This window comes from Arthrobacter sp. SAFR-044 (assembly GCF_051965175.1).
In the GTDB taxonomy this organism is placed as follows: Bacteria; Actinomycetota; Actinomycetes; order Actinomycetales; family Micrococcaceae; genus Arthrobacter.
The window spans coordinates 125,585-148,336 of record NZ_JBQCMK010000010.1; the positions used below are offsets into that span (position 1 = coordinate 125,585).

21 protein-coding genes are annotated in these 22,752 nt (G+C 64.2%); 3 read left to right on the forward strand and 18 right to left on the reverse strand.

Annotated elements, in window-relative coordinates; translation table 11 throughout:
* The first annotated feature begins 95 nt into the window (after window positions 1–95).
* Window positions 96–1,433, forward strand: a complete 1,338-nt coding sequence (locus tag ACTHQS_RS16050) for an MFS transporter (RefSeq protein WP_440170891.1) — start codon at window positions 96–98, stop codon at window positions 1,431–1,433.
* Window positions 1,434–1,586: 153 nt separating this feature from the next.
* A complete protein-coding gene (locus ACTHQS_RS16055) occupies window positions 1,587–2,183 on the forward strand; it encodes a hypothetical protein (RefSeq protein ID WP_440170893.1) in 597 nt (198 codons plus the stop codon).
* Window positions 2,184–2,400: 217 nt separating this feature from the next.
* Here ACTHQS_RS16055 and ACTHQS_RS16060 read toward each other — a convergent pair whose 3' ends face one another.
* The 12 genes from ACTHQS_RS16060 to ACTHQS_RS16115 all read right to left on the reverse strand — a co-directional run bounded on the left by ACTHQS_RS16060 (window position 2,401) and on the right by ACTHQS_RS16115 (window position 13,912).
* Window positions 2,401–3,210 carry an IclR family transcriptional regulator domain-containing protein gene (locus tag ACTHQS_RS16060; protein WP_440170895.1) on the reverse strand — a complete coding sequence of 270 codons (810 nt, stop codon included), beginning with the start codon at window positions 3,208–3,210 and terminating at the stop codon, window positions 2,401–2,403.
* Window positions 3,211–3,245: 35 nt separating this feature from the next.
* Window positions 3,246–3,932: a 3-oxoacid CoA-transferase subunit B gene (locus ACTHQS_RS16065; protein WP_440170898.1), complete on the reverse strand. Its 687-nt coding sequence runs from the start codon at window positions 3,930–3,932 to the stop codon at window positions 3,246–3,248.
* Window position 3,933: 1 nt separating this feature from the next.
* On the reverse strand, window positions 3,934–4,623 hold the full coding sequence (locus tag ACTHQS_RS16070) for a 3-oxoacid CoA-transferase subunit A (protein ID WP_440170901.1): 690 nt from the start codon (window positions 4,621–4,623) through the stop codon (window positions 3,934–3,936).
* The gene (locus ACTHQS_RS16075; RefSeq protein ID WP_440170904.1) at window positions 4,623–5,822 is read right to left on the reverse strand and encodes a thiolase family protein; all 1,200 of its coding nucleotides are present in this window, start codon (window positions 5,820–5,822) and stop codon (window positions 4,623–4,625) included. Before ACTHQS_RS16075 ends, ACTHQS_RS16070 begins: the two co-directional genes overlap by 1 nt.
* Window positions 5,823–5,902: 80 nt before the next feature.
* A complete protein-coding gene (gene pcaC, locus ACTHQS_RS16080; RefSeq protein ID WP_440170906.1) occupies window positions 5,903–6,370 on the reverse strand; it encodes a 4-carboxymuconolactone decarboxylase in 468 nt (155 codons plus the stop codon).
* Window positions 6,367–7,185: an alpha/beta fold hydrolase gene (locus ACTHQS_RS16085; protein WP_440170908.1), complete on the reverse strand. Its 819-nt coding sequence runs from the start codon at window positions 7,183–7,185 to the stop codon at window positions 6,367–6,369. The genes pcaC and ACTHQS_RS16085 overlap by 4 nt, the downstream gene beginning before the upstream one ends.
* Window positions 7,178–8,656 carry a lyase family protein gene (locus tag ACTHQS_RS16090; RefSeq protein ID WP_440170910.1) on the reverse strand — a complete coding sequence of 493 codons (1,479 nt, stop codon included), beginning with the start codon at window positions 8,654–8,656 and terminating at the stop codon, window positions 7,178–7,180. Before ACTHQS_RS16090 ends, ACTHQS_RS16085 begins: the two co-directional genes overlap by 8 nt.
* Window positions 8,653–9,210, reverse strand: a complete 558-nt coding sequence (pcaG, locus tag ACTHQS_RS16095) for a protocatechuate 3,4-dioxygenase subunit alpha (RefSeq protein ID WP_440170913.1) — start codon at window positions 9,208–9,210, stop codon at window positions 8,653–8,655. The genes ACTHQS_RS16090 and pcaG overlap by 4 nt, the downstream gene beginning before the upstream one ends.
* Before the next feature lie 5 nt (window positions 9,211–9,215).
* Complete coding sequence (gene pcaH, locus ACTHQS_RS16100; protein WP_440170915.1) at window positions 9,216–10,088, reverse strand: protocatechuate 3,4-dioxygenase subunit beta; 873 nt, start codon at window positions 10,086–10,088, stop codon at window positions 9,216–9,218.
* A gap of 57 nt (window positions 10,089–10,145) precedes the next feature.
* The gene (locus ACTHQS_RS16105) at window positions 10,146–12,017 is read right to left on the reverse strand and encodes a bifunctional sugar phosphate isomerase/epimerase/4-hydroxyphenylpyruvate dioxygenase family protein (RefSeq protein ID WP_440170917.1); all 1,872 of its coding nucleotides are present in this window, start codon (window positions 12,015–12,017) and stop codon (window positions 10,146–10,148) included.
* Complete coding sequence (locus ACTHQS_RS16110) at window positions 12,017–12,898, reverse strand: shikimate dehydrogenase (RefSeq protein WP_440170919.1); 882 nt, start codon at window positions 12,896–12,898, stop codon at window positions 12,017–12,019. Before ACTHQS_RS16110 ends, ACTHQS_RS16105 begins: the two co-directional genes overlap by 1 nt.
* Before the next feature lie 150 nt (window positions 12,899–13,048).
* The gene (locus ACTHQS_RS16115) at window positions 13,049–13,912 is read right to left on the reverse strand and encodes an IclR family transcriptional regulator (RefSeq protein ID WP_440170921.1); all 864 of its coding nucleotides are present in this window, start codon (window positions 13,910–13,912) and stop codon (window positions 13,049–13,051) included.
* A gap of 230 nt (window positions 13,913–14,142) precedes the next feature.
* On the opposite strand from ACTHQS_RS16115, the gene ACTHQS_RS16120 reads away from it, so the two are divergent.
* Window positions 14,143–15,462 (forward strand): MFS transporter, encoded by a 1,320-nt coding sequence (locus ACTHQS_RS16120; protein ID WP_440170923.1) that lies wholly within the window; start codon window positions 14,143–14,145, stop codon window positions 15,460–15,462.
* A gap of 105 nt (window positions 15,463–15,567) precedes the next feature.
* Here the strand turns inward: ACTHQS_RS16120 and ACTHQS_RS16125 are convergent, their stop codons facing one another.
* From ACTHQS_RS16125 to ACTHQS_RS16150, 6 genes are all read right to left on the reverse strand, one after another.
* Window positions 15,568–16,875 carry an MFS transporter gene (locus ACTHQS_RS16125; RefSeq protein ID WP_440170925.1) on the reverse strand — a complete coding sequence of 436 codons (1,308 nt, stop codon included), beginning with the start codon at window positions 16,873–16,875 and terminating at the stop codon, window positions 15,568–15,570.
* Window positions 16,876–16,886: 11 nt separating this feature from the next.
* The gene (locus ACTHQS_RS16130; RefSeq protein WP_440170929.1) at window positions 16,887–18,323 is read right to left on the reverse strand and encodes an FGGY-family carbohydrate kinase; all 1,437 of its coding nucleotides are present in this window, start codon (window positions 18,321–18,323) and stop codon (window positions 16,887–16,889) included.
* Window positions 18,324–18,352: 29 nt separating this feature from the next.
* A complete protein-coding gene (locus tag ACTHQS_RS16135; RefSeq protein WP_440170930.1) occupies window positions 18,353–19,141 on the reverse strand; it encodes an SDR family NAD(P)-dependent oxidoreductase in 789 nt (262 codons plus the stop codon).
* Between the two features lie 36 nt (window positions 19,142–19,177).
* Window positions 19,178–20,620: an FAD-binding oxidoreductase gene (locus ACTHQS_RS16140; RefSeq protein WP_440170932.1), complete on the reverse strand. Its 1,443-nt coding sequence runs from the start codon at window positions 20,618–20,620 to the stop codon at window positions 19,178–19,180.
* 235 nt (window positions 20,621–20,855) lie between these two features.
* Window positions 20,856–21,461, reverse strand: a complete 606-nt coding sequence (locus ACTHQS_RS16145; protein ID WP_440170934.1) for a glycerol-3-phosphate responsive antiterminator — start codon at window positions 21,459–21,461, stop codon at window positions 20,856–20,858.
* Window positions 21,462–21,618: 157 nt separating this feature from the next.
* On the reverse strand, window positions 21,619–22,704 hold the full coding sequence (locus ACTHQS_RS16150; RefSeq protein WP_440170937.1) for an ATP-dependent DNA ligase: 1,086 nt from the start codon (window positions 22,702–22,704) through the stop codon (window positions 21,619–21,621).
* Between the last annotated feature and the right edge of the window lie 48 nt (window positions 22,705–22,752).

Below are 22,752 nucleotides of genomic sequence, written 5' to 3' on the forward strand. Positions count from 1 at the left end.
CTAGTATCCTCTTTCTAGGCGCATTTCGCACACATGTTCGCATTGCGTACAAATAGACGACAAGATCCCCGCCTTCAGCGTGGAAGGAACCAGAAATGACCGACATCGCAGCAGGAGCCCAGGCCCAGTCAACGCCTGAAGCACAGCGCCAGCTCAAGCGTGCCAAGAAGGCCGCACTGGCCGCCTTCCTCGGCGGCGCGCTGGAATACTACGACTTCTTCATTTATGCCACCGCAGCGTCGCTGGTGTTCTCGAAGATCTTCTTCCCCGCCGGCGACCCTACAGTGGCGCTCATCGCCTCCTTCGCCACGTTCGGAGTGGCCTACGTCGCGCGGCCCTTCGGCGCCGTGGTGTTCGGACACCTCGGCGACAAGATTGGCCGGAAGAACACCCTGGTACTCACCCTGGTGCTCATGGGCAGTGCCACGTTCCTGATCGGCGCGCTGCCCGACTTCAGCCTTGCCGGCTACTGGGCGCCGGCGCTGCTGGTGCTGCTGCGCCTGATGCAGGGCCTGTCCGCCGGGGCCGAAACCGCCGGGGCCTCGGCGCTGTCTACCGAGGAAGCCCCGGAGGGCCGCCGCGGCTTCTTCGCCAGTTTCGCCATGAGCGGCATCTCCGCCGGCATCGTCCTGGCGTCCCTCGCCTTCCTGCCCGTGGCCGCCATGAGCGAGGCGGACCGCCTCGCCTGGGGCTGGCGGATCCCGTTCTGGCTCTCCCTCGTCGTGCTCATCGTCGCGTACCTGGTGCGCCGCTCGCTGGACGAGCCGGAGGTCTTCGAGGAAAAGCATGACCATGGTGAACTGGTGAAGCTCCCCTTCGCCAAGATGTTCCAGACGCACCCGGCGCAGTTCTTCCAGGTGGCGCTGATGTCCTTCGAGACCGTCACCAACACCTTCATGCAGTCCTTTGGCCTTGCCTATGCGGTCTCGGTGGGTGTCCCCGCCTCGACGATGCTCTGGGTGAGCATCGTGGGTAACGTCCTGGCCATCGTCACGCAGCCCTTGACGGCCCGCCTCTCCGACACCTTCGGCCGCCGTCCGGTCTTCATCATCGGTGTCCTCGGTTCCGGCATCATGATCTTCGTGTACTTCTCGGTGATTGCCACCGCCAACGTCCCCATGATCTTCCTGACCAGCACCTTGATCACGGCGGGAACCTACGCCATGTCGAATGCGATCTACCCGGCCTGGTTCGCCGAACTGTTCAACGTCAAGGTCCGCTACTCGGGTATGGCGATCGGGCTCCAGATCGGCATCCTGTGCGCCGGCTTCACCCCGCTCCTGGGCACCGCGCTGGTGGGTGCGGACAAGGCCAACTGGGGACCCGCAGCCTGGATCGTGGCAGGTTCCTCGATCCTCGCGGTGGCAGGCGCGTGGTGGGCGCGCGAAACCGCCAAAACCCCGCTCCGGCAGCTTGGCAACCCGGTGAAGTAGGACTGGGCGGCCACACACCCAAGCCAGGAGGACGACGGCGGGAAGCACCCGCCGTCGTCCTCCCCGCCTTTGCACCCCGCGCGTTTGGCCAGCTCAAGGCGCTGTTGTGTGAGAATGAGCGGGATTCACAGACAACAAAATATTGGGGGACCCATGTCAGAGCGCGCAGAATTCGAGGCAACACCATCCGGGCCGGAGGGCAGTCACGGAACTCCGGTTCCGCAGTACGGCCAGCGGTCTTCGGAACCACAGGTGCCGCCCGCAGGCCAGTTCCAGCTCCCGGTGCCCGAGCCGACAGCCCCGCGGGAGGATGTGGTGCGCGGTGCCGTCTACGCTCTGGCGGCGGTTCCAGTAGGCATCGCAGCCTGGCTGGTGCTGTGGAACATGGGCTGGATGGCCTCCATCGTTGCCTTTATCGCCGCAGCGCTGGCAGCGCGCCTGTACGTCATGGGAACCGGCGGCATCATCAGCCGGCGGGGCGCATGGGTGGTTGTGGCAATAACGGCGGTGACGGTGCTGCTGTCTTTCTGGGGCGGCATGCTGGTGGACGCCGCGAAGTACCTTGGCGGGGGCTCTCCCCTGCTGATGCTGGCAGATGCCCAGACCTGGGACCTGCTCCTCTTCAACCTCTCGACGAACCGGGAACTGATCGACGGGTACGGCGGGGACTTCCTCGTTGCTCTGCTGTTCAGTGGCCTGGGCTGCTTCTTCACACTCCGCCGGCTGTTCGCCCAAACCAAGATCAGCTAGCGAGAAGCAACTTGCGCAGACCACGGTCAGCTAAGCGCGACTAAACAGTCACCCTGACCGGGCCCGTCTTAGCCGCCTGCCAAGCGGCAGGAATCCCCGCAGTGAAGTATGGGTTGGCTGCGCAGCGGCAGTCCCTGCGCACTGAGAACCGGGTTCGCTGCGCAGGAACAGTCACTGCACTCAGGGAAAGAAGCTGACCACGGAGCCGGTCAAGCGGCTACCCGCGGGCAGTGAGGTCCGCGGAAATGAGTTTTGCCGTGGCCACGATCTCCTGCGCCACTGACGCCAGGTAGGCCTGTGGGTCCGGTTTGGCCTCCACGGACTGGGCCTGCAGGGACACGTTCACGGCCGCCACCACCTTGGCCCCGTCGTACACGGGCGCGGCGACGGACATGAGGCCCAGCTCCAGCTCCTGGTCCAGCAGGCACCAGCCCTGCGCCCGGACGGTGTCCAGCACCTTCAGCAGCTCCGGTACGGTGCCCAGGGCGCGGGGGGTGAGTGGTTTGATGTCCGCCGCTGCCAGGTAGGCCTTGAGGTCCGCGGGCGGAAGGTGCGCAAGCAGGACCCTGCCCATTGAGGTGGCGTAGGCCGGGAAGCGGGTTCCCACGGTGATGCCGATGGTCATGATGCGGCGGGTGGTGACCCGCGCGATGTAGGCGATGTCGGTGCCGTCCAGCACGGCGGCGGACGTGGACTCACCCAGTTTCAGGGACAGTTCCTCAAGGTGCGGCTGCGCCAGCTGCGGCAGGGACAGCCCCGAAAGGTAGGCATACCCCAGCTGGAGCACCTTGGCCGTCAGGGCGAAGGTTTTTCCGTCAGTGCGCACGTAGCCCAGTTCCACCAGGGTGTGCAGGAAGCGGCGGGCCGTGGCTCGGGTGAGCCCGGTCCGGACGGCAACCTCGGACAGCGTCATGACCGGGCGCTCGGCGTCGAAGGCGCGGATCACGGCCAAACCCCGGGCCAGCGACTGGACGTACTGGTCGCTGGCTTGCGGGGCGGCTTGGGTATCTGTGCCTGCGTCAATCATGGTTACCAATCCTAGGTGCGGTACCGGGCGCAGGCTCATCCGGCGGCGGGTGTGGCCTTCAGCGGGACCTGTACCAGTTCCTGGAGTTCCTCCAGGGTGCAGCCGAAGGTTTCACGGACGGTGACGCCGTCCGGACCGATGAGGAAGACGGCCTTGTCCGTGTACACCCGGGTGACGCAGCCGACGCCGGTGATCGGGTAGCTGCAGGCCTCCACGATTTTCGAGGCGCCTTCGCGGGTCAGAAGCGTCATCATGACGAAGACGTCCTTGGCACCCGTGGCCAGGTCCATGGCACCGCCGACGGCGGGAATCGCCCCGGGTGCCCCGGTGTGCCAGTTTGCCAGGTCACCGGTGGCCGAGACCTGGAAGGCGCCCAGGACGCAGATGTCCAAGTGCCCGCCGCGCATGATCGCGAACGAGTCGGCGTGGTGGAAGTAGGACGCACCCGGGAGCTCGGTGACGGGGATCTTGCCGGCGTTGATGAGGTCGCCGTCGATCTGGTCGCCCTTGGCTTCCGGGCCCATGCCGAGCATCCCGTTCTCCGTGTGGAGGGTGATGTTCTGTTCCTCGGTGAGGTAGTTGGACACCAGGGTGGGCTGGCCGATGCCCAGGTTCACGAAGGACCCGGGTGCGATGTCCCTGGCCACCAGCCGGGCCAGGTCGTCGCGGCCCAGCGGCGTCTCAGAGGTCTGGAGGGACTTTTCGTTGGACTGCACGCTCATGTCAGGCCGCCTTTTCTGCTGTGCTGCCGCTGCCGGCTACTTTAACGATGCTGTTGACGTAGATTCCCGGGGTGACCACGTTCTCCGGGTCCAGCCCGCCGGTCGGCACGATTTCGGACACCTGCACGATGGTGTGCTTCGCGGCCGCTGCCATGATGGGACCGAAGTTCCGGGCGGTCTTGCGGTAGACCAGGTTGCCCTTGCCGTCGGCTTTGAGGGCCTTGACCAGTGCGACGTCGGCGTGGATGGGGGTTTCGAAGACCTGCCACTTGCCGTCCAGGAACCGGGTTTCCTTGCCCTCGGCGAGCATGGTGCCGTAGCCGGTGGGAGTGAAGAACCCGCCGATGCCGGCCCCCGCGGCGCGGATCCGCTCGGCCAGGTTGCCCTGCGGGACGAGTTCGAGTTCGATTTCGCCGGCCTTGTACTTGGCGTCGAAGTGCCAGGAATCGGACTGCCGCGGGAAGGAGCAGATCATCTTCTTCACCCGGCCCTCCTTGATCAGCAGCGCCAGGCCCTGGTCGCCCTGTCCTGCGTTGTTGTTCACCACGGTCAGGTCCGTGGCCCCGCATTCCAGCAGCGCGTCGATCAGTTCGAACGGCTGCCCGGCGTTGCCGAACCCGCCGATCATCACGGTGGAGCCGTCCTTGATGCCGGCGACGGCGTCCTGGACCGAATCTACGAAGTTCAGCATTACTGGTCCTTTCCAGCGGTGACGTTTTCAAGTACGACGGCCAGGCCCTGGCCCACTCCGATGCAGATGGCAGCAACGCCCCAGCGCTCACACGAGGCCTGCAGGGACCTGGCCAAGGTGCCCAGGATCCTGGTCCCGGAAGCACCCAGCGGGTGTCCCATGGCGATGGCGCCGCCGTGCCGGTTCACGATCGAGTGGTCGATGCCCCAGGCGTTGATGCAGGCCAGGGACTGCGCTGCGAAGGCTTCGTTAAGTTCGACGGCGCCCACCTGGTCCCAGCCGATGCCCGCCTTGGCGAGGGCTTTGTTCGCCGCCTCCACGGGGGCGTAGCCGAAGTACTGCGGATCGTTGGCGTGCGCGCCACGCCCGGCAATGCGGGCCAGGGGGTCGAGCCCCAGCAGCCCGGCGGCGGTCTCGCTGCCGATCCAGGCTGCGGAGGCGCCGTCGGACAGCGGGGACGCGTTGCCCGCGGTGACCGTGCCGTTCTCTGTCCGGAACACGGTCTTGAGGCCGGCGAGCTTCTCGGCCGAGGAGCCGGGGCGCACGCTCTCGTCACGGACCAGGTCGGTGCCGGGCACGGGGGCCACGAGGTTGTCGTAGAAGCCTTCATCCCAGGCGGCGGCGGACAGGTTGTGCGAGGCGGCGGCGAATTCGTCCTGTGCCTCGCGGGTCACGCCATACTTTTCGCGGAGCCGCTCGGTGGCTTCGCCCAGGGAGATGGTCCACTCCTTGGGCATGGCCTTGTTCACCAGGCGCCAGCCCAGGGTGGTGGAGGCCAGGGTCATGTCCCCGGCCGGGTAGGGCTTCTCCGTCTTGGGCAGCACCCAGGGGGCACGGGACATCGATTCGGCGCCACCCACGAGCATCAGGTCAGCATCACCGGCGTTGATCTGGCGGGAAGCGATGATGGCGGCATCCAGGGAGGACCCGCACAGCCGGTTCACCGTGGTGCCCGGGATCGAGACCGGGAGCCCGGCCAGCAGCGTGCCCATCCGGGCGATGTTGCGGTTCTCCTCACCGGCACCGTTCGCGTTACCAAACACCACCTCGTCGATCCGTTCGACGTCGAGCCCCGGTGCGCGCCGCACGGACTCCTTGATCACGTGCGCAGCGAGGTCGTCCGGACGGACGGCGGCAAGGCCGGAGCCGAACTTGCCGAACGGGGTGCGCACGGCGTCGTACACAAAAGCCTGGTTCATGGTTCCTCTTGGTTCTCTGGGGACCCAACTGACTGGCAATTGATGTCGTTTCGGAGGCTCAAAACGACAACAACTGCGAGCTAGTTGGGAGGGGTGGAGTTGGTGTTGGTGCCCGCCGGGTCTTCGTGGGTGGTATCCATTTCCCGAAAGACCTGCTGGGCGGTCTTGAAGGCGGTGTTGGCGGAGGGGACTCCGCAGTAGATGGCGGTCTGCAGCAGGATTTCCTTGATCTCGTCCCTGCTGAGGCCGTTCCGGAGGGCGGCGCGGATGTGCATGGCCAACTCCTCCCAGTGCCCATGCGCCACCATGGCGGTAATGGTGACCGCGGAGCGCATCTGGCGGGTCAGGCCGGGCCGGGTCCAGATTCCGCCCCAGGCGATGCGGGTGATCATGTCCTGGAAGTCGTCGGTGAAGTCATCCTTGTTGGCGTTGGCCCGGTCCACGTGCGCGTCGCCCAGCACTTCGCGCCGGACCACCATGCCGCCGTCGTAAATCTCCTGGCTGGTGGCGCCGGGCTGGACCACGCCGTGGCGTTCTGCGCTGCTCATTTGGCGGCCTGCCGTGATTCGGCCCAGGTGGCCAGGCTGCGCATCAGGTCCGCAACGTGTGCCGGTGCTTCCGCGGGTGCCAGGTGCGAAATGCCCTCGATCGTGACGGCCGTCGCGGTGCCGCCGCCAGCCGTGATGCCGCCCGCGACCTCCTCGGCCATCTCCGGCGTGGCTACGCCATCCAGGGCCCCGGCGATGACCTGGGTGGGGACTGTGATGTTGCCCAGCTCCTGCCGGACATCGAAGGCGGCCAGCGCTTCGCAGCAGAAGGCGTAGCTGAAGCGGTCGGCATCGCGCAGCGAGTGCAGGAGCCTGCTGCTGAACTCGGGTTCCCTGTCCATGAAGCCGGGTGCGAACCAGCGCTGCGCGGACCCCTGGATCATGACCGGCGTGCCCTGCGTGCGGACGGTTTCAGCGCGCTCCAGCCATCCTTCGGGGGTCCCGATCTTGGCGCCGCTGTTCTGCACGGAGAGGCTCTTCAGCCGTTCCCCGTGCTTGATGCCCAGCTGCAGGCCCACGGCGCCGCCCAGGGAGACTCCTGCGTAGTGGAAAACCTCGCCGGGGGCAATGGAATCCACCAGGTCCACCACGGCGTCGGTGAGCACGGGGACGTCGAACGTTTCGGTGGCGGCGGGCGAGACGCCGTGGCCGGGAAGATCCCAGGCCACCACGTCGTAATCGTTGCCGAGCAGGGTGGCGACGCGGTTCCACAGGATGGATGAGGTTCCCAGAGAGGGACCGACAACCATCAGGGGGTGGTCGCCCAGGGGACGTTGGGGGGACAGCAGCGCTGCCTTCAAAGCCGGCTTAGCCACGGGAAGCTCCATTCGCGTCGGTGGTAGGGGAAGTGAATTCGGGAAAAGCGGCCAGGACGCGGCGGGCGATCTCCGCCGCCTGGCCCAGGTAGCTGGCGGGGTCCAGGAGCTCCTCCAGCCGTGCGTCTGGAACGACGGCGGCGGCGACGGCGTCGCGGAACAGCTTGCGGTATGTGGCGGCCTGCTCCGGGGGAGGCGCCTGCAAGGTCCGGTCCACCACGTCCTGCAGTTGTTGCTTGCCGCTGCGGCCGTCCTTCTCCCCAAGGAGGGGGGCCACCGCGGCGCTGACGCCCTCAGCCAGCAGCAGCGGGCCGGACAGGTCAAGGTTGCGGCGCATGGCGTCCGGGAAGACCCGCAGCCCCCCGGCGAGTTCGTGGATGTGGCCCGCGGCCCCGAGGGCCAGGGCAAGCAGCTGGCGCAGGGCCGGCCATTCGGTGTGCCAAGCGCCGTCCGGGCGTTCGTCGTTGAAGTTGGCGGCTGCAACGTGCAGCTGGGCGGCCAGCTGGGGTGCCTGCAGTGCGGCGCTGCGGACCATGACGGACAGCACCGGGTTCTGCTTCTGCGGCATGGCGGAGGACACCCCCCGCCCGGCCGCCCGCGGTTCGGCGAGTTCCGCCACCTCGGGCCGGCTCAGGAACAGGATGTCGGCAGCAATCTTGCCGAAGGCGTCCAGCACAGATGCCAGCGCATGCCCCAGGGATGTGATGGCCAGGCGGTTGGTGTGCCAGGGAGCCGCGGCCGGGGCCAGGCCCAGCTGGGTAGCCAGGGCATCGGCCAGAGTGAACGGCGTGGACTGGGAGCCGTCCGTCAGCACGGTCCCGGCAGCGAGCGTTCCCGCCGCCCCGCCGAACTGCACCGGGAACTCCAGGCTTTCCAGTTGCCGGCCCGCGGCGGCCACGCCCTGGAACCACTGCGCGGCCCGCAGCCCGAAGGTATAGGGAAGCGAATGCTGCGTCAGGCTCCTGCCCACGCACAGCGTGTCCGCATGCTGCCCGGCAAGGTGCGCGAGCGCCGTCGTGGTGCCTTTCAGGTCCGCCAGCACCGCGTGGACGGTGTTGCGGGCAAGCAGCATCAGGGCAGTGTCCAGCACGTCCTGGCTGGTCAGGGAGGTGTGCACGGCCTTCGCGGCACCAACTCCGGCGGCATCGAGCGGCGCCACGTTCTTCCGGAGGTCCGCCAGCAGCGGGATCACCGGGTTGCCGCCGCCCTGGGCGCGCAGCGCAATACCGGCCAGGTCGTAGCGCCCCGCCTCGGCGGCGGAGGCGACGACGGCGGCCGAACCGGCGGGTGCCAGCCCGGCCCGCTGCAGCACGGCGGCCCAGCCCGCTTCGACGGCGAGGATGGCCGCCAGCACTGCCCGGTCCCCTGTCAGCGCCGCCACCAACGGCGACGCTGAGACGGGGGTAAGCAGGCCGGCGTCGGCCTCTTCCGCGAAGGCGCGCAGGTCTCCCAAAGCGGCGGCGTGGGTCACTGGAAGTCCAGGAAGACCGTCTCGCCCTCACCCTGGAGGCGGATGTCCCAAGTAAGGCCACCGTCGGGGTCGCGGCGGGCGATGAGCGTCTTGCGGCGCTCAGGCTCCAGCGAGGCCAGCAGGGGGTCCTTGGCCAGGGCCTCGGTGTCCTCCGGCAGGTAGATGCGGGTGAACAGCCGGTTGGTGAGGCCGCGGGCGAAGAGTGCCACGGAAATGAACGGTGCCGCGCCCGGCTTGGTGGGGCCGGGGTTGACGGTGGTGAAGGTGAAGACGCCGGAGTTGCCAACGGCGCCGCGGCCCCAGCCGGTGAAGGTGTAGCCGTCACGGACCAGGGAACCGGTGCGCTGGACAACTTTGCCGTCCGCGTCAGGCTGCCAGATCTCCAGGATGGCGTCAGGGATGGGGTGGCCGGCGCCGTCATAGACGGTGCCCTGCAGGCGGATGGACCCGGGGAAACCGGGTGGCAGCAGCTCGTTGTCCTTCTCGAACGGAAGCGCGTAGCCGTAGAACGGGCCCACGGTCTGGCCGGGGGTGGGTACCAGTTTGGTGCTCATCTTTCCTACTCCTCGTCGCCTGCGGCGCCCAGCGCCTCGTTTTCCGTCCAGGTCCGCTTGGGGCCGGTCAGGACGATGTCCCAGTTGTAGCCCAGCGCCCACTCGGGCTCGGTGAGGCTGTGGTCGTAGGTGGCCACCAGCCGGTCGCGGGCGTCCTGGTCCACGATGGTCTGGTAGATCGGGTCCAGCGGGAACAGCTGGTCGCCGGGGAAGTACATCTGGGTGATGATCCGCTGGGTGAATTCGGTGCCGAACAACGAGAAGTGGATGTGCGCCGGCCGCCACGCGTTCAGGTGGTTCTTCCACGGGTAGGCGCCGGGCTTGATGGTGATGAACCGGTACGAGCCGTCCGGGCCGGTGATGCAGCGGCCAATGCCCGTGAAGTTGGGGTCGATGGGCGCGGGGTGCTGGTCACGCTTGTGGATGTAGCGGCCGGAGGAGTTGGCCTGCCAGATTTCCACCAGCTGTCCCGCCACCGGGCGGCCGTCGCCGTCCAGGACCTTGCCGGAGACGATGATCCGTTCGCCCAGCGGTTCGCCGTTGTGCTGGATGGTGAGGTCCGATTCCAGGGCGTGCACGTCCTGGTGCCCGAACGCCGGCGAGAACAGCTCGATGGTTTCCGGGTCCGCGTGCTGCAGGCTCTTGGTGGGGTGGCGCAGGATGCTGCTGCGGTACGGCGGGTAGTCCAGGCGCGGCTGGATCTCCGGCTGGCCGCCGTCCTTGAGGGCGCGGCGGTATGCCTCGCCGATGGCGCTGATCTCTGCACTGAGGTCCGCCTGCGACTCGATGGCCTTGTCCAGGGGCTGGTGGGCAGCCTTGGGTTCGGCCGGGGGCACGAGCTCCTCCGACTCCAGCTCGGCGTTGATGTCTTCCTTCACGGCTGGCTCCTTTCTGGTTGTTGGGTTTGGTGCGTCTGGGTTTTGGGTGGTGCTGGTCTAGGTGGTGCGGTGCAGCGAGTCGTACTGGACTGCGTGCCGCACCGGGGCATTCGGGGCACCGTATCCGTCGTAACGGCCGCGGCGTTCCACCATTTCGAAGAACACGCTGCCCACGGTTGCGGTGTAGAAGTGCAGGAACTCGCCGTCGGCATCCCGGTCAAACAGCAGGTTGAGCTCCTGGAGCGTGGCCAGGAACCCTGGCTCGAGATCAAACCGGGCGTCCAGGTCCTCGTAGTAGTTGGCCGGAATCTGCAGGAACTCCAGTCCCCGCTCCCTGGCAGCACGGGCGGTGGCCACCAGGTCCTCCACGGCGAAGGCAATGTGTTCCTGGTAGGTTTTGCGGGCCTCATTCCTTGCCTGCTGTATCGGGGCGAGGTTCAGGACCAGCCGCACCGCGCCGTCGGAGGTCTGCATGACCTGCGAGCGCACCAGGCCGCTGGGGCTTGGGACTTCCGCGAACGGCTGCGGTTCGAGGGCGAGCGCGCTGGTGTAGAAGAGCACGGCTTCATCGAAGTGCTGCCACGGCTGGGCCAGGTTCACGTGGTCGATGACCGCGCTGGCTCCTCCCGAAGGGTGTTCCAGCCCTTCCCCGAATTCGTGCGTCCACGCGGCGGTGCCGTCCGGGCTGCCCTGGCAGAGGAAGATCTCGGTGGAGTCCGGCGCGGCGATGCCCTGGAACACTTCCTCGTCCGCCTGGACCTTGCGGGCTACCACGGGGGCCTTGAGCTGCTGGGCGCGGGCTGAGGCGATCACGGGGGAATCGACGTCGAACCCCAGCGCGGCGATGGCCGGGTCGGCGTGCCGTGCGGCCTGTTCGTTGATGATGACCCGGGCCTGGCCCATGGTCCAGAGCTGCACGTCCTTGGTGCGGTGCCGGCCCTCGAACTGGAACCCGAGCTGGCCCAGGAGCTTCTCCAGCTGGGCGGTGTCGTCCGCCTTGACCTCGGCGAAGTTGAAACCTGCGGGCTCGTTCACCTTGGGCAGGGTGGCAAGTTCCATGGGATAACGACGGCGGAGCGCGCCTGCGTTGCCGGGCGCGGCTTCGGCGCCGGCGAGCCATTTGGCGCTTTGCTCCTCCAGCCAGATCAGCGAGCGTATGGCATCCACGGCGGTGCGTTCGACGTCGGACTGGCGGAAGACGTCGTTGAACACCTCCAGGGAGACCGGGCCCGTGTAGCCGGCGCGGACCACGTGGCCCATGAACTTGGCCAGCTCAAACTGCCCTTCACCCGGGAACACGCGGTAGTGCCGGCTCCAGGACAGCACGTCCATGGAAAGCTTGGGGGCATCCGCCACCTGGACGAAGAAGATCTTGTCCGCGTTGATGTTCTCTATAGGCGCGGTGTCCCAGTCGCGGGAGAGGATGTGGAAGGAGTCCAGGCAGGTGCCCAGGTTGGGGTGGTCCACCATTTCCACCAGGCGGTAGGCGTGCTCGTAATCGTTGACGTACTTGCCCCAGGCCAGGGCCTCGTAAGCAACCTTGACGCCGTGGTCCCCCGCCAGGTTTGCGAGCTGTGCCAGTTGTTCGGCGCGGACGGCATCGTCGTCAATGGTGGCTGTGGCAACGTTGGAGCACACCAGGATGGTGTCCATGCCAAGGCGGGCCATGAGCTTGAACTTGGCCTCCGCGCGGCGCAGGTTGGCCTTCAGCAAGTCCGGCGTGACGCCGTCGAAGTCCCGGAACGGCTGGTACAGGTCCAGGCCAAGCCCCAGGTCGGCGGCCATCTTCCGCACGTCCTCAGGGCTGAGCGGGGAGGTGACCAGGTCCTGTTCGAAGATCTCGATGCCGTCGAAGCCGGCGATGGCGCAGGCCTGCATCTTTTCCTTCAGGGTGCCGGAGAGGCAAACCGTGGCGATTCCGGTGCGCATCAGGCGGCCACCTCCTCGGCGGCCACAAGCTCCAGGAAGTGGCTGCGCATGCGCGCCGGGTCCGCCTCGAGCCCGGTGAAGATCCGGAAGGCGTCGGCGGCCTGGCCCACGGCCATCCGGCCGCCGTCCAGCACCTCGCAGCCCTTGGCGCGGGCGCCGCGGACCAGTTCGGTGTCGATGGGGCGGTAGACGATGTCCGCCACCCAGTGCCGGGGCTCGAGCAGGTCCAGGTCCATTGGGACGCCGGGGTGCGCCACCATGCCTACGGGGGTGCAGTGCACCAGGCCGTCGGCAAGCGGCATCAGTTGCGGCAGCTCCGCCGTCGTGCGTGCCGTGACGGTGCTGTCGGGGAAAAAGCCCTGCAGCTCGGCGCCCCGCGCCGCAGCGCGTTCGGGGTCCATGTCCACCAGGTCCAGCGATTTCACTCCCGCACTGAGCAGGGCGTAGGCGACGGCGGACCCGGCACCGCCCGCGCCGAGCTGCACCACGCGGTCCAACCGGGCGTTGGGGAGGCCGGACGCGAGGGCTGCTGCGAAGCCGGAGAAGTCTGTGTTGTGGCCGATAAACCGGCCGTCGCGGATGACCACGGTGTTGACGGCGCCCAGCCGGCGCGCGTCAGGTGAGATCTCGTCAAGGTGTTCCAGGACCAGCTGCTTGCAGGGGTGGGTGATGTTCAGTCCGTTGAAGCCCAGGGTGCGGGCGCTGTGCAGGATGGCGCCCACGGATTCCCCGGTCAACCCCAGGTCCAGCAGGTCGATGGGCCGGTACAGGTAGCGCAGGCCCTGCACGTCGCCTTCCCGTTCGTGCATGGGCGGCGTGAGCGATGGCGTAACGCCATCACCAACCAGTCCTACCAGGTAGGACTCAGTTCGATTGCTCATGCGTGCAGCTCCTTTGGTACGGCACCAGGCGCGGAACTCAGCCGCATTGCAGGTGGTAGGGATTACGGTACAACAAATGTTCACTTATCGCACTCATGTTCTACATACGAACAAAAGTAGTTTTCGGGCCGGTCCTGATTTCGGGTTCTGCTACCGCTGCGGCAGCCTGGCCGCCAGTTCGGCAGCGGCTTCCTGCAGCAGGGGAACGTGCGCCACCAGCCCCTCAAGGTCCAGCCGGAAGACCGGCACTGCAGTTGCCAGCGAGGCAAAGGCGTGCCCCTGGTCATTGAGCAGCGGAACGGCCACAGCGCGCATTCCGGCCTCGTTCTCCTCGTCCATGACGGCGTATCCCTGCCGACGGACCTTTTCGATTTCGGTCTTGAACGCTTCGCGGTCCGTTATCGATTTGTCAGTGAGCGCTTCGAGCGGGACCTCGGCCAGCAGTTTTTCGCGTTCCGCGTCCTCGGCAAATGCCACCAGGGCCTTGCCCACCGCGGTGGACGAGAGCGAGCCCAGGTGGCCGGGGTCGCTGGTCACGCGGAAGGTCTGCGGTCCATCCACCTTACTGACGGTCAGATGGTGCAGTCCGTCGCGGACGCTGAGGATGGTGGCCTCACCGGTCTGTTCGGTGACCCGGCGGAGGATGGGCATGGCCGTGCCCGCGAAGCCGTGGTGGTTGGAGACGCGCTGTCCCAGCTGGAAGATCCGTAGGCCCAGGTGGTAGCGGCGGCCATCCGGCTCGTAGTCGACAAAGCCGTCGCGGGTGAGAGAGCCCAGCAGGCGGTAGGTGGTGCTGAAGGGAAGCTCGGCACGGCGCGAGATCTCCGCGGCACTGGCGCCGCGGGGTTCATCGCCCAGAAGGACCAGCAGCCCCAGGGCCTTGCCCACCATATCCGTGCGCTCCGCGGGACGGGCGCCAACCTTGCCTTCGGGCGGCATGGCATTTACGGGCCCTCCTGGGCGGCCGGCAGCAGCGGATTCTTCATCGGCCGCTGTGGTTTGGTTCACACTCATAGTGACGATGTTGCCACAATGTGAGAACTATTTCTAGATAGTGATTATTTTCTTGACAGGTGACTGCCCTCACAGGCATAGTTTCTGTATCGCAAAAGTAGCTCCCACCATGTGGCTACTATGGCCGGGTCTTCCGACCGGACTCCAGCCGCATCCCCCGCCCGCATCAAGGCATGGGCGGCCGCGCCCCAGATCCATCAGCGACAATGTCGTCACACCAAAGGAACACCATGAGCAAGACACTTCCGGCAGCAAGGGCGGGTGCCCTCACCTCCGCGGGGACTCCCAAGAAGGCCGCCCTCGCCAGCTTCCTGGGCAGCGCCGTGGAATACTACGACTTCTTCATCTTCGGCTCCGCCGCAGCGTTGATCTTCCCCACGGTTTTCTTCCCCAATGCCGATGCGAACGCCGCCATCATGTCCTTCGCAACCTTCGGGTTCGCCTATGTGGCGCGGCCCATTGGCGCCGTCATCCTGGGCCACTTCGGTGACCGGGTGGGCCGGCAGAAAGTCCTGATGTTCACCCTGGTGCTCATGGGTGCTTCCACCTTCGTCATCGGCTGCCTGCCCGACTTCCGCACGGTCGGCTGGTGGGCTCCGGCGCTGCTGGTGCTGGCCCGCCTGTGCCAGGGCCTCTCCGCTGCAGGCGAGCAGGCCGGCGCCTCCTCCATGACCCTGGAGCACGCTCCGGACAACCGCCGCTCGTTCTTCACCTCCTGGACCCTCACCGGCACCCAGGGTGGCCAGATCCTCGCGGCCCTGGTGTTCATCCCCGTCCTGGCACTGCCGGACGAGATCAAGTTCGGCATCGGCTGGCGCATCCCGTTCTGGCTGAGCGCCGCGGTGGTTGTGGTGGCGTTCCTCATCCGCCGCACCCTGCACGAGCCGCCCGCCTTCGAGGAAGCACGGAAGAACGCCCAGATCGCCAAGCTGCCCGTGGCCGACCTGCTCAAGGGCCACTGGCGCGACGTGCTCCGCGTGATCTGCTGCGCCTTCATCGCCGCCGTCTCCACCGTGTTCGGCACCCTGGCCATCAGCTACGCCAAGACCGTGGCCGGCGTGGACGGCACCACTACCCTGTGGCTGGTGGTTGCTGCCAACGTCGTGGCCCTGGGCACCCAGCCGCTCTTCGGAATGCTGGCAGACAAGATCGGCCGCAAGCCGGTCTTCATCTACGGCGCCCTGGCCAGCGCGGTCCTCACCCCCGTGTTCCTGCTGAGCCTTGAGTCCCACAGCGTCCCGCTGATGTTCCTGGCCGCCATCGGCTACTTCTCGTGCGGCTACGCAGCGGCCAACGCCGTCTGGCCTTCCTTCTACGCTGAAATGTTCAGCACCAAGGTCCGTTTCTCCGGCCTGGCCATCGGCACACAGCTGGGCTTCCTGATGGCGGGGTTCGCCCCGGCCATCGTGGCTGCCATGGGCGGCATCAAGCCCGGCGGCTGGGTGCAAATCAGCATCTTCACTGCCATCATTTGCGCCGTTGCAGCCGTGTCCGCCCTGACCGCCAAGGAATCCTTCCGGGCCCCCACCAAGCAGCTCGGCCTGAAGTAGCGGCGGTCCACCCCGAGTCACGCAACAGGCAAAGCCCGCCACCCCTGGAATGGCCAGGGATGGCGGGCTTCGTCGTGACATCCGGAAGGACCAGTGAAAAGCAGGCTAGATCGTGGTTGGCGATGCCTCCATGTCGCTGGCTGTCTCAAAATTCCGGCGCTTCCTCATCAGAACTGCGAAGTAACCGGCAGCCGCCGCGCCAACCAGCCCGATGCCGGCAGTGACAAGGAAGAACAAGTTGTTTGCTCCTGCCACATCGTCACCGAAGGCGGTATAAATCGCGCCGCTGATCTGCGGAATAAAAATGTCAGGCAGATAACCCACAAATGAAATGATGCCGATGGCGATACCAGTCGCCGCGGCAGGGACACGGCAATCATCAAGCAGCGACCAGTAGATCCCGCGGATTGCGTACAGGAAGAGGCCAACAACCACCACCAGCACGTAGGCCAGGGCATTCGAACCGCTTGGCAGGAGGCTCAGGCTAATGAACCCGAGAGCTGCGACAACCATTGAGACCGCCAGTACCCGGCTCTTGCCGAGCCTGTCTGCGAGGAACCCTCCTCCGAACCCACCGATTGGACGCATCCACAGGACGATTACCGTCACTACACCCGCATTCACCGGGCTCACGGCGTGATTCACATTGAGGAACCCGGAGAAGTAGTAGTGTCCCCAGAACAGCGTGTAGCCACAGAAGAGAACCAGGCTCATCACCCACACCTCGCGGATTTTCAGGATTCGCCGTACCGCGGCCAAAGTCGACTCAACCGGTTCTCCTTGGGACCTGGCGTCCTTTTGCTGACCGTCGGAAAGTACGAAGAAGACCAGGACGGCGATAACGACGAGCACTGCACAATACATATAGACCACAGCTTGGAAGCCTGCCTTGGTCTGCGTGATGTCGGAGGTGCCATCTCCGGCAAACAGTGCGAAAAGACCGACTGCGCAGCTGGCCAGAATTGCCTCCACCAGTCCCCGACCGCCGTCAAGCGCACCAAAGTAAGTACCTTCCTCGTTCTTATCCGCGAGAAGGCTGACAGTTTTAAGGATTGCACTCCAGAATGTAAAGACTGTGGCAAATCCCCAGACAAGGTATACGTAGACGAGAGTGGATTTGTCCGGTACCTGCGCGTAGAACAGGCCAGTCACTGCGGTGAGAACCAGCGAAAATGTGATGAGGTAACGCACCGGGACCTTATCGGCCAACCATCCGCTTGGTATGTAGCCGATAACGAAGATGATCCCGAGCATCGAGTAGAGGCCCGCCAATTCTGAGTTGCTGAGATGAAAGACGGACAGGATAGTGGATTCAAAGTTTTGTCGAAGGTACACAAGCGGATAGATTGAGCCCGCCGCGAGTATGAGCAATACAAGCTGAAAAATCTTCTTTGATTTGCCGAGCTTGAGCATGGAGCAGCTCCTTATTTGTCAGATAGTATTTTGTGGATTTTTTCCAAAATGGGGTCTGTGTGCATCGGTATTTCGGCCGCAACTGTGCACAACTGCTCGTACAGCGCGGCGTTCTGCGGGTCGGGTTCGAATCGGTCCTCTCGCCGAACCATATGGGCAGATGCGTCGTCGAAGTCCGGGTAAATTCCACAGGCCACGGCAACGCAGATGGCAGCACCGAGACCGGCGGCGTTCCGGACAACATTCCGGACCACTGGCATATTGAAGACGTCGGCGAAGATCTGCATGATGAGATCGCTGTTTGAGCCGCCACCTGAGATAACCAGCGTCCTAAGATCCATGTCTCGTTCGGCGGTCATGGCAGCCATGTTTCGCTTCATTGTGAAGGCGATGCCTTCCAGGACGGCGCGGTACATGTGCGCGTAACCATGCCGTTCGTCGAAGCCGATGAACATTCCCTTTTTAAAGGGCTTGTTCGGCGGTGCGAGCCAGTCGAGAACGCACAGCAGGCCGTCACTTCCTGCGGGAATGTCAGAAGCCAACCTGTTTAAGCGCTCCTCGGCACTGGTGCCGGCCTCCGCCGCAGCAAGGGCGTTCTCCGCACCAAACAGGTCCCGTAGCCAGGAGACGGTCCACATGCCCCGCCGGATGCCGCCGCATTCGTATATGTAGCGGTACGGCTCTGACGCGAAGTTCGAGAAGTATGTCCGCGGCTCGGCCGCAAATTCCTTCCCAACGACCATGCCGGCAATGTACGTGCCCAGCGAGACCAGGCCGGTTGCGTCGTCGCGGAGGCCGGAACCCAATGCCTCGGCAGCCTTGTCGTTTGCGGTGTGGACCACAGGTATCCCCTGTGGGATCCCTGTGAGCTCCGCAAAGGTGGTGTTCACAAAGCCGCCGACGTCGCCCGGCATCTGCAACCGGTACAACATGTCACGCGGCACATTGAACGACTCGAACTTTTCCCGATCGTCAAACCAGTCCCATGTCCGGCCATCCATGGGCCAGGGTCCAATGTAGTTGGCCGCGGTGTCCGTTAGCCCCCCAGTGAGCCGGCCCATGAGATACCCCGAAGCGGTGGTGACGTAAGCGACGTCGTCGTTGTTGTGTTCATACGCTTTGGAGAGCCGATGGTCCATCCAGCTTTGGACAGGCTCGGCCAGGGTCCCGTCGCTGCGAACCAGTGCCCGGCAACACCGGATGGTGCACAACCCCACGCCAATGATGTCCTTGCGATTTCCAGGAAAAGCCCTCATCGCCCGGGCGGCCGCGGCAACGATGGAGTCATAGAGGTCGTCGTTCGGGTGTTCCGCAATACCCGCCCCGGGCGTGTGCATGGGGGCCAGGGGCTCACTTGCCTCGCACACGACCCGGCCGTTGGTGTCGAAGATGACTACCTTTGAGCTTTGGGATCCACCATCAAGTCCGATGATGTAGTTGGTGGTCATGTCATGTTCCTCATCTGCGTTGCCGGCGCCTAGCGCACCAGGTAACCGCCGTCGACGCTCAGGATGTGACCGTTGACGTAATCGGACGCCCGGCTGGCCAGGAATACTGTCGCGCCCATGAGGTCCTGGGTTTGCCCCCAGCGGTTCGCCGGGATATGGTCCAGGACCCGCCGGTTGGCTTCAGGATCAGCTCTGGTCGCAGTGGTTAGTTCTGTGGCGTAGTAGCCGGGTGCAATGCCGTTAACCTGCACACCAAACTGGGCCAACTCGTCGCAGTAGGCCTTGGTGAATCCTGCAATACCGTGCTTTGTGGCTGCATAGGCCGGCGACCATTGCCCTCCGAGGAATGTGAAAACCGAGCAGATGTTGATGATCTTGCCGCTGCCCTGCGGAACCATGTACTTGGCGCACTCGTGTGACATTTCGAAGGCGGCTGTCAGGTTCAGCGCCACCATGGGGTCCCATTGCGCACGGGTGTAGTTGAGGACGTCGGGTTCGTTGATGCTTCGCCCCGCACAGTTGACGAGAATATCCACGCTCCCAAATTCGGATATACAGGCATCCACAACCTTTTTAGGGTTTCCCTCCACCGTGATGTCGGACTTGACGTAGGCGTATTTTGCGCCGGCTTCCTCGACCATGGTCCCCGTGCTGCCATCATCAGGCATGATGCTGGCAGCCAGCACATTGGCGCCTGCCTTGGCCAGCGCAAGTGAAAAGGCCTGACCGAGACCGGTGTTGCCTCCGGTTACGATCGCATTCTTGCCTTTCAATGAGAAGAAACTCATTTGAAATTCGGCAATGTTCAAATCGGGCATACAAACTCCCTGGTTCTGAGTTGATTCTGGGCTGGATCAGAGCGGGAAGATTGTCCCTGGATTCATGATGCCATTCGGGTCAAAGGCAGACTTGAGGGTCTCCAGCATGTACAGCGAGGAACCGTATTCTTCTGCGAGAAAGTGCGTCCGGTGCTTTCCCACGCCATGGTGATGGCACATTGAACCGCCGAGCTTGAGCGTTTCCTCCACGATTATGTTCTGGATGGGGTCGTGGTAAACCGTGCGTTCCTCGGTGGGGTCCACGTCAATTTTGTAGTAATAGACGAAATACATATTTGTTCCGTTGAGATAGCTGTGGCTGGAGTGGCCGCCCAAGAGGCTGAATTGCGCCGGCACTTCGTTCCGGATTCTTGTGAGCGCATTAATGTAGATGTCGTTGATGACACTCCAGTTTCCGGAGATCTCTGTGGTGAAGCCGTTATTCAGGGTCTCGCGAATTTCCACCCTTTCCTCTTCGATCTTGGAGACGTCCCAGTTCAGGTGGTTAAACCAGTCCTCGATCAGCGAGTCTGCAACCCGATCTGCAGCAGTGAAGGAGGAGACAATTTGCTCAATGGCTTTACCGGTGGCATCGGCGATGAGTTGGGGGCCCTCCGCCATGAAAATCAGTACGCAACGGCCTTCGGAGAAGTGCCCGAAGTGGTACAGCCCATCTTCTTTGTCGTAAAGGCGGGCAACAGAAGGCTTGTAGCCCTGCGTGACTACTTCCCGGAGGATTTCGAAGCCCGTCTTCATGTCGTCCAGCAGATATCCGTAGAACCGATTGTTTTCGGGGAAGTAGCGGAAGATCTTGACGCTTACCTCCGTGATGAAGTTGAGGGCACCCTCGTTTCCCAGCACCAGGTGACGGATATCCGGGCCGGCCGCCCGCCGCGGAACATTCTTGATTCGGCAAATCTCACCATTGGCAAACACCGTCTCAACGCCGACGAGCATGTCCTCGATGCCACCGTAGAGAGTCGAGAACTGTCCAATGGATCGCGTTGCAACGAGCCCTCCGAACTGTGCAATTGGCTTCGACTGGGGGGAGTGGCCGGTCGTGTAGCCGATCTTTCGAAGTTCGTCCTCAAGATCCTGCAGCCGAACGCCGCACTGGACGGTCGCCAGCATATTTTCGGTGTCAATGTTGATGATCTCGTTCATCAATGACCCGTCAACAACGACAGAATTTTCAACGACGGTTTCAAGGCCGCCCTCCGTTGCTGAGCCTCCAGTCTTGGGGACGATACTGATTCCATATTCGTTCGCGAGCTTTAGTACTGATGAAACTTCTTCCGGAGTACCCGGCTTTACGACTGCCGCAGGCAGAGGCAAGGAATAGATACCAAAGATATTTTCGACCTTGTAATAGCGGTCGACGCTGTTCTCCCGCAGCGTCTGCTCATCGGTAATTACGCGGTCGCTGCCCAGGATATCGGCGTAGGCGCTGACGATCTCTTCGCGTTTGAGGGTTGTCAATTCTTATGTTTCCGTTCGTGTTAGGCGTTCGCGCTTTTGCGGGCTGACTCAACCTCCACCTTGTTCAGGAAAGGCACAAAAAAAGAGAACAGCGATCCCCTTGGAATTGGGGGTCGCTGTTCTCTAGTTTTTGAGCAACCGTCACGGGCAGAGCCCGGAACAAGTATGAAGTTTTAAGTTGAAAAGGACTCTAGCATGTGGCCGGAGGTCTGCCTAGGGGCAGTTTTGTTTTTCGCTACATGAGCCACACATCCCGGTTGGACGAAGCCACTGCTGTGGCACCAGCACCCAGCGCGCCGATCACGTCCTCCTTGTCACATACCAGTCCACCAGCAATCAGCGGGAGATCTATGTCTTCGCAAACCCATGAGATTACTCGGGGCATGCATCCCGGCAGGATCTCGATGGCGTCTGCGCCCGATACGGAGACCTGTTTGGGCAGATTGTTGTAGCTGAACGAATCGATCAGGAAGAGACGGTGAATTGACAGGAATCCCGCCGTCTTTGCCGCACGTACCATGGCAGCCTTTGAGCTGAGAATGCCGTCGACATGCGTGTTCGCCCTCAGAAAATCGACCACGACCGGCTTGCTGGCGAAACCATCAAGGAGGTCCACATCGACAAAGACCGTCTTGCCGGCCGCCTTGAGCGTCTCCACGATCCCTCTGATCGACATCACGGATCCAAAGAGGACAAAGACAACAGGGCATGGGGCTGTCAGAACCGCCCGCAAACCGTCCTCATCCTTGATGCTTGCGATCACTGGGTGATCCGACAGCAGGGCATTTATCTTGGCAGATTCATCCCGCGCAAAGCGGCTCTTGGTCGGTGATTCTGCCACAGCACTTATCTCCTGGTGTAAGGATCCGTCTCGTTGCGGGAAGCCAAACGGTGCCATCTTCGAGAACGCTTCAACAATGGTATCCCCGGTCCATGGCGTCCGTATCTGGTTGGATACGAACCGCGGCGGACCTGCCGTGTGGACACGCAGTCTGCGGCTACCGGCCGGTCTCCAGCACCGAGGCGAGGTCGAAGTTCACCGGCTCTTCCAGCTGCGCGTAGGTGCAGGATTCGGGGTCCCGGTCCGGCCGCCAGCGGTTGAACTGCGCGGTGTGGCGGAACCGGTCGCCCTCCATGTGGTCGTAGCGGACCTCCACCACCAGTTCGGGCCGGAGCGGAACGAAGGACAGGTCCTTGCCTGCGCTCCAGCGGCTGCCCTCGGCGTTGCGGGGCGTCCGTTCGCCTTCCTCCTGCTTGGCCCAGGCCCAGGGGTGGTTATCGAAGTCGGTGACCAGTGGCTGGAGTTCCTGGAACAGCTCCTGCCGCCGCTTCATCGGGAAGGCGCCGATCACGCCCACGCTCGCCAGGCCGCCGTCGTCCTTGTACAGGCCAAGCAGCAGCGAGCCGATGGCGTCGGGCCCGCTCTTGTGGAGGCGGTAGCCGGCCACCACGCAGTCGGCGGTGCGCTCGTGCTTGACCTTGAACATCACCCGCTTGTCGGGTTCGTACCGGCCGCCCAGCCGCTTGGCCACGATGCCGTCCAGTCCGGCCCCCTCGAACTGTTCAAACCAGTGCGCGGCCGTTTCCTTGTCCGTGGTGGCGGCGGTGAGGTGGACGGGCGCCTTGCTGGCCGCGAGCGCCTTCTCCAGCGCGGCCCGCCGCTCCGAGAAAGGCCTGCCGGTGTAATCCTCATCGCCCAGTGCCAAGAGGTCGAAAGCCACAAAACTGGCCGGGGTTTGTTCCGCCAGCAGCTTCACCCGGCTGGCGGCGGGGTGGATGCGCTGCTGGAGCGTGTCGAAATCCAGCCTGTCCCCGGACGCCCCCACCAGGATGATCTCGCCGTCCACCACGCAGCGCGGCGGCAGGTTCTCCTTGAGCGCGGCTACGAGTTCCGGGAAGTACCGGGTCATGGGTTTTTCGTTGCGGCTGCCGATCTCCAGGTCATCGCCGTCGCGGAAAATGATGGATCGGAAGCCGTCCCACTTGGGTTCGTAGCTGAGGTCCCCGCCTCCGGGGATTCCGTCGATGCCGCTGATGGCCTTGGCGAGCATGGGCGGGACGGGCGGCATCACGGGAAGTTCCATGTGCCCATTCTTGCCCGGCCGGTGGCCCGCGCGGTAGGGCGGCGCGCC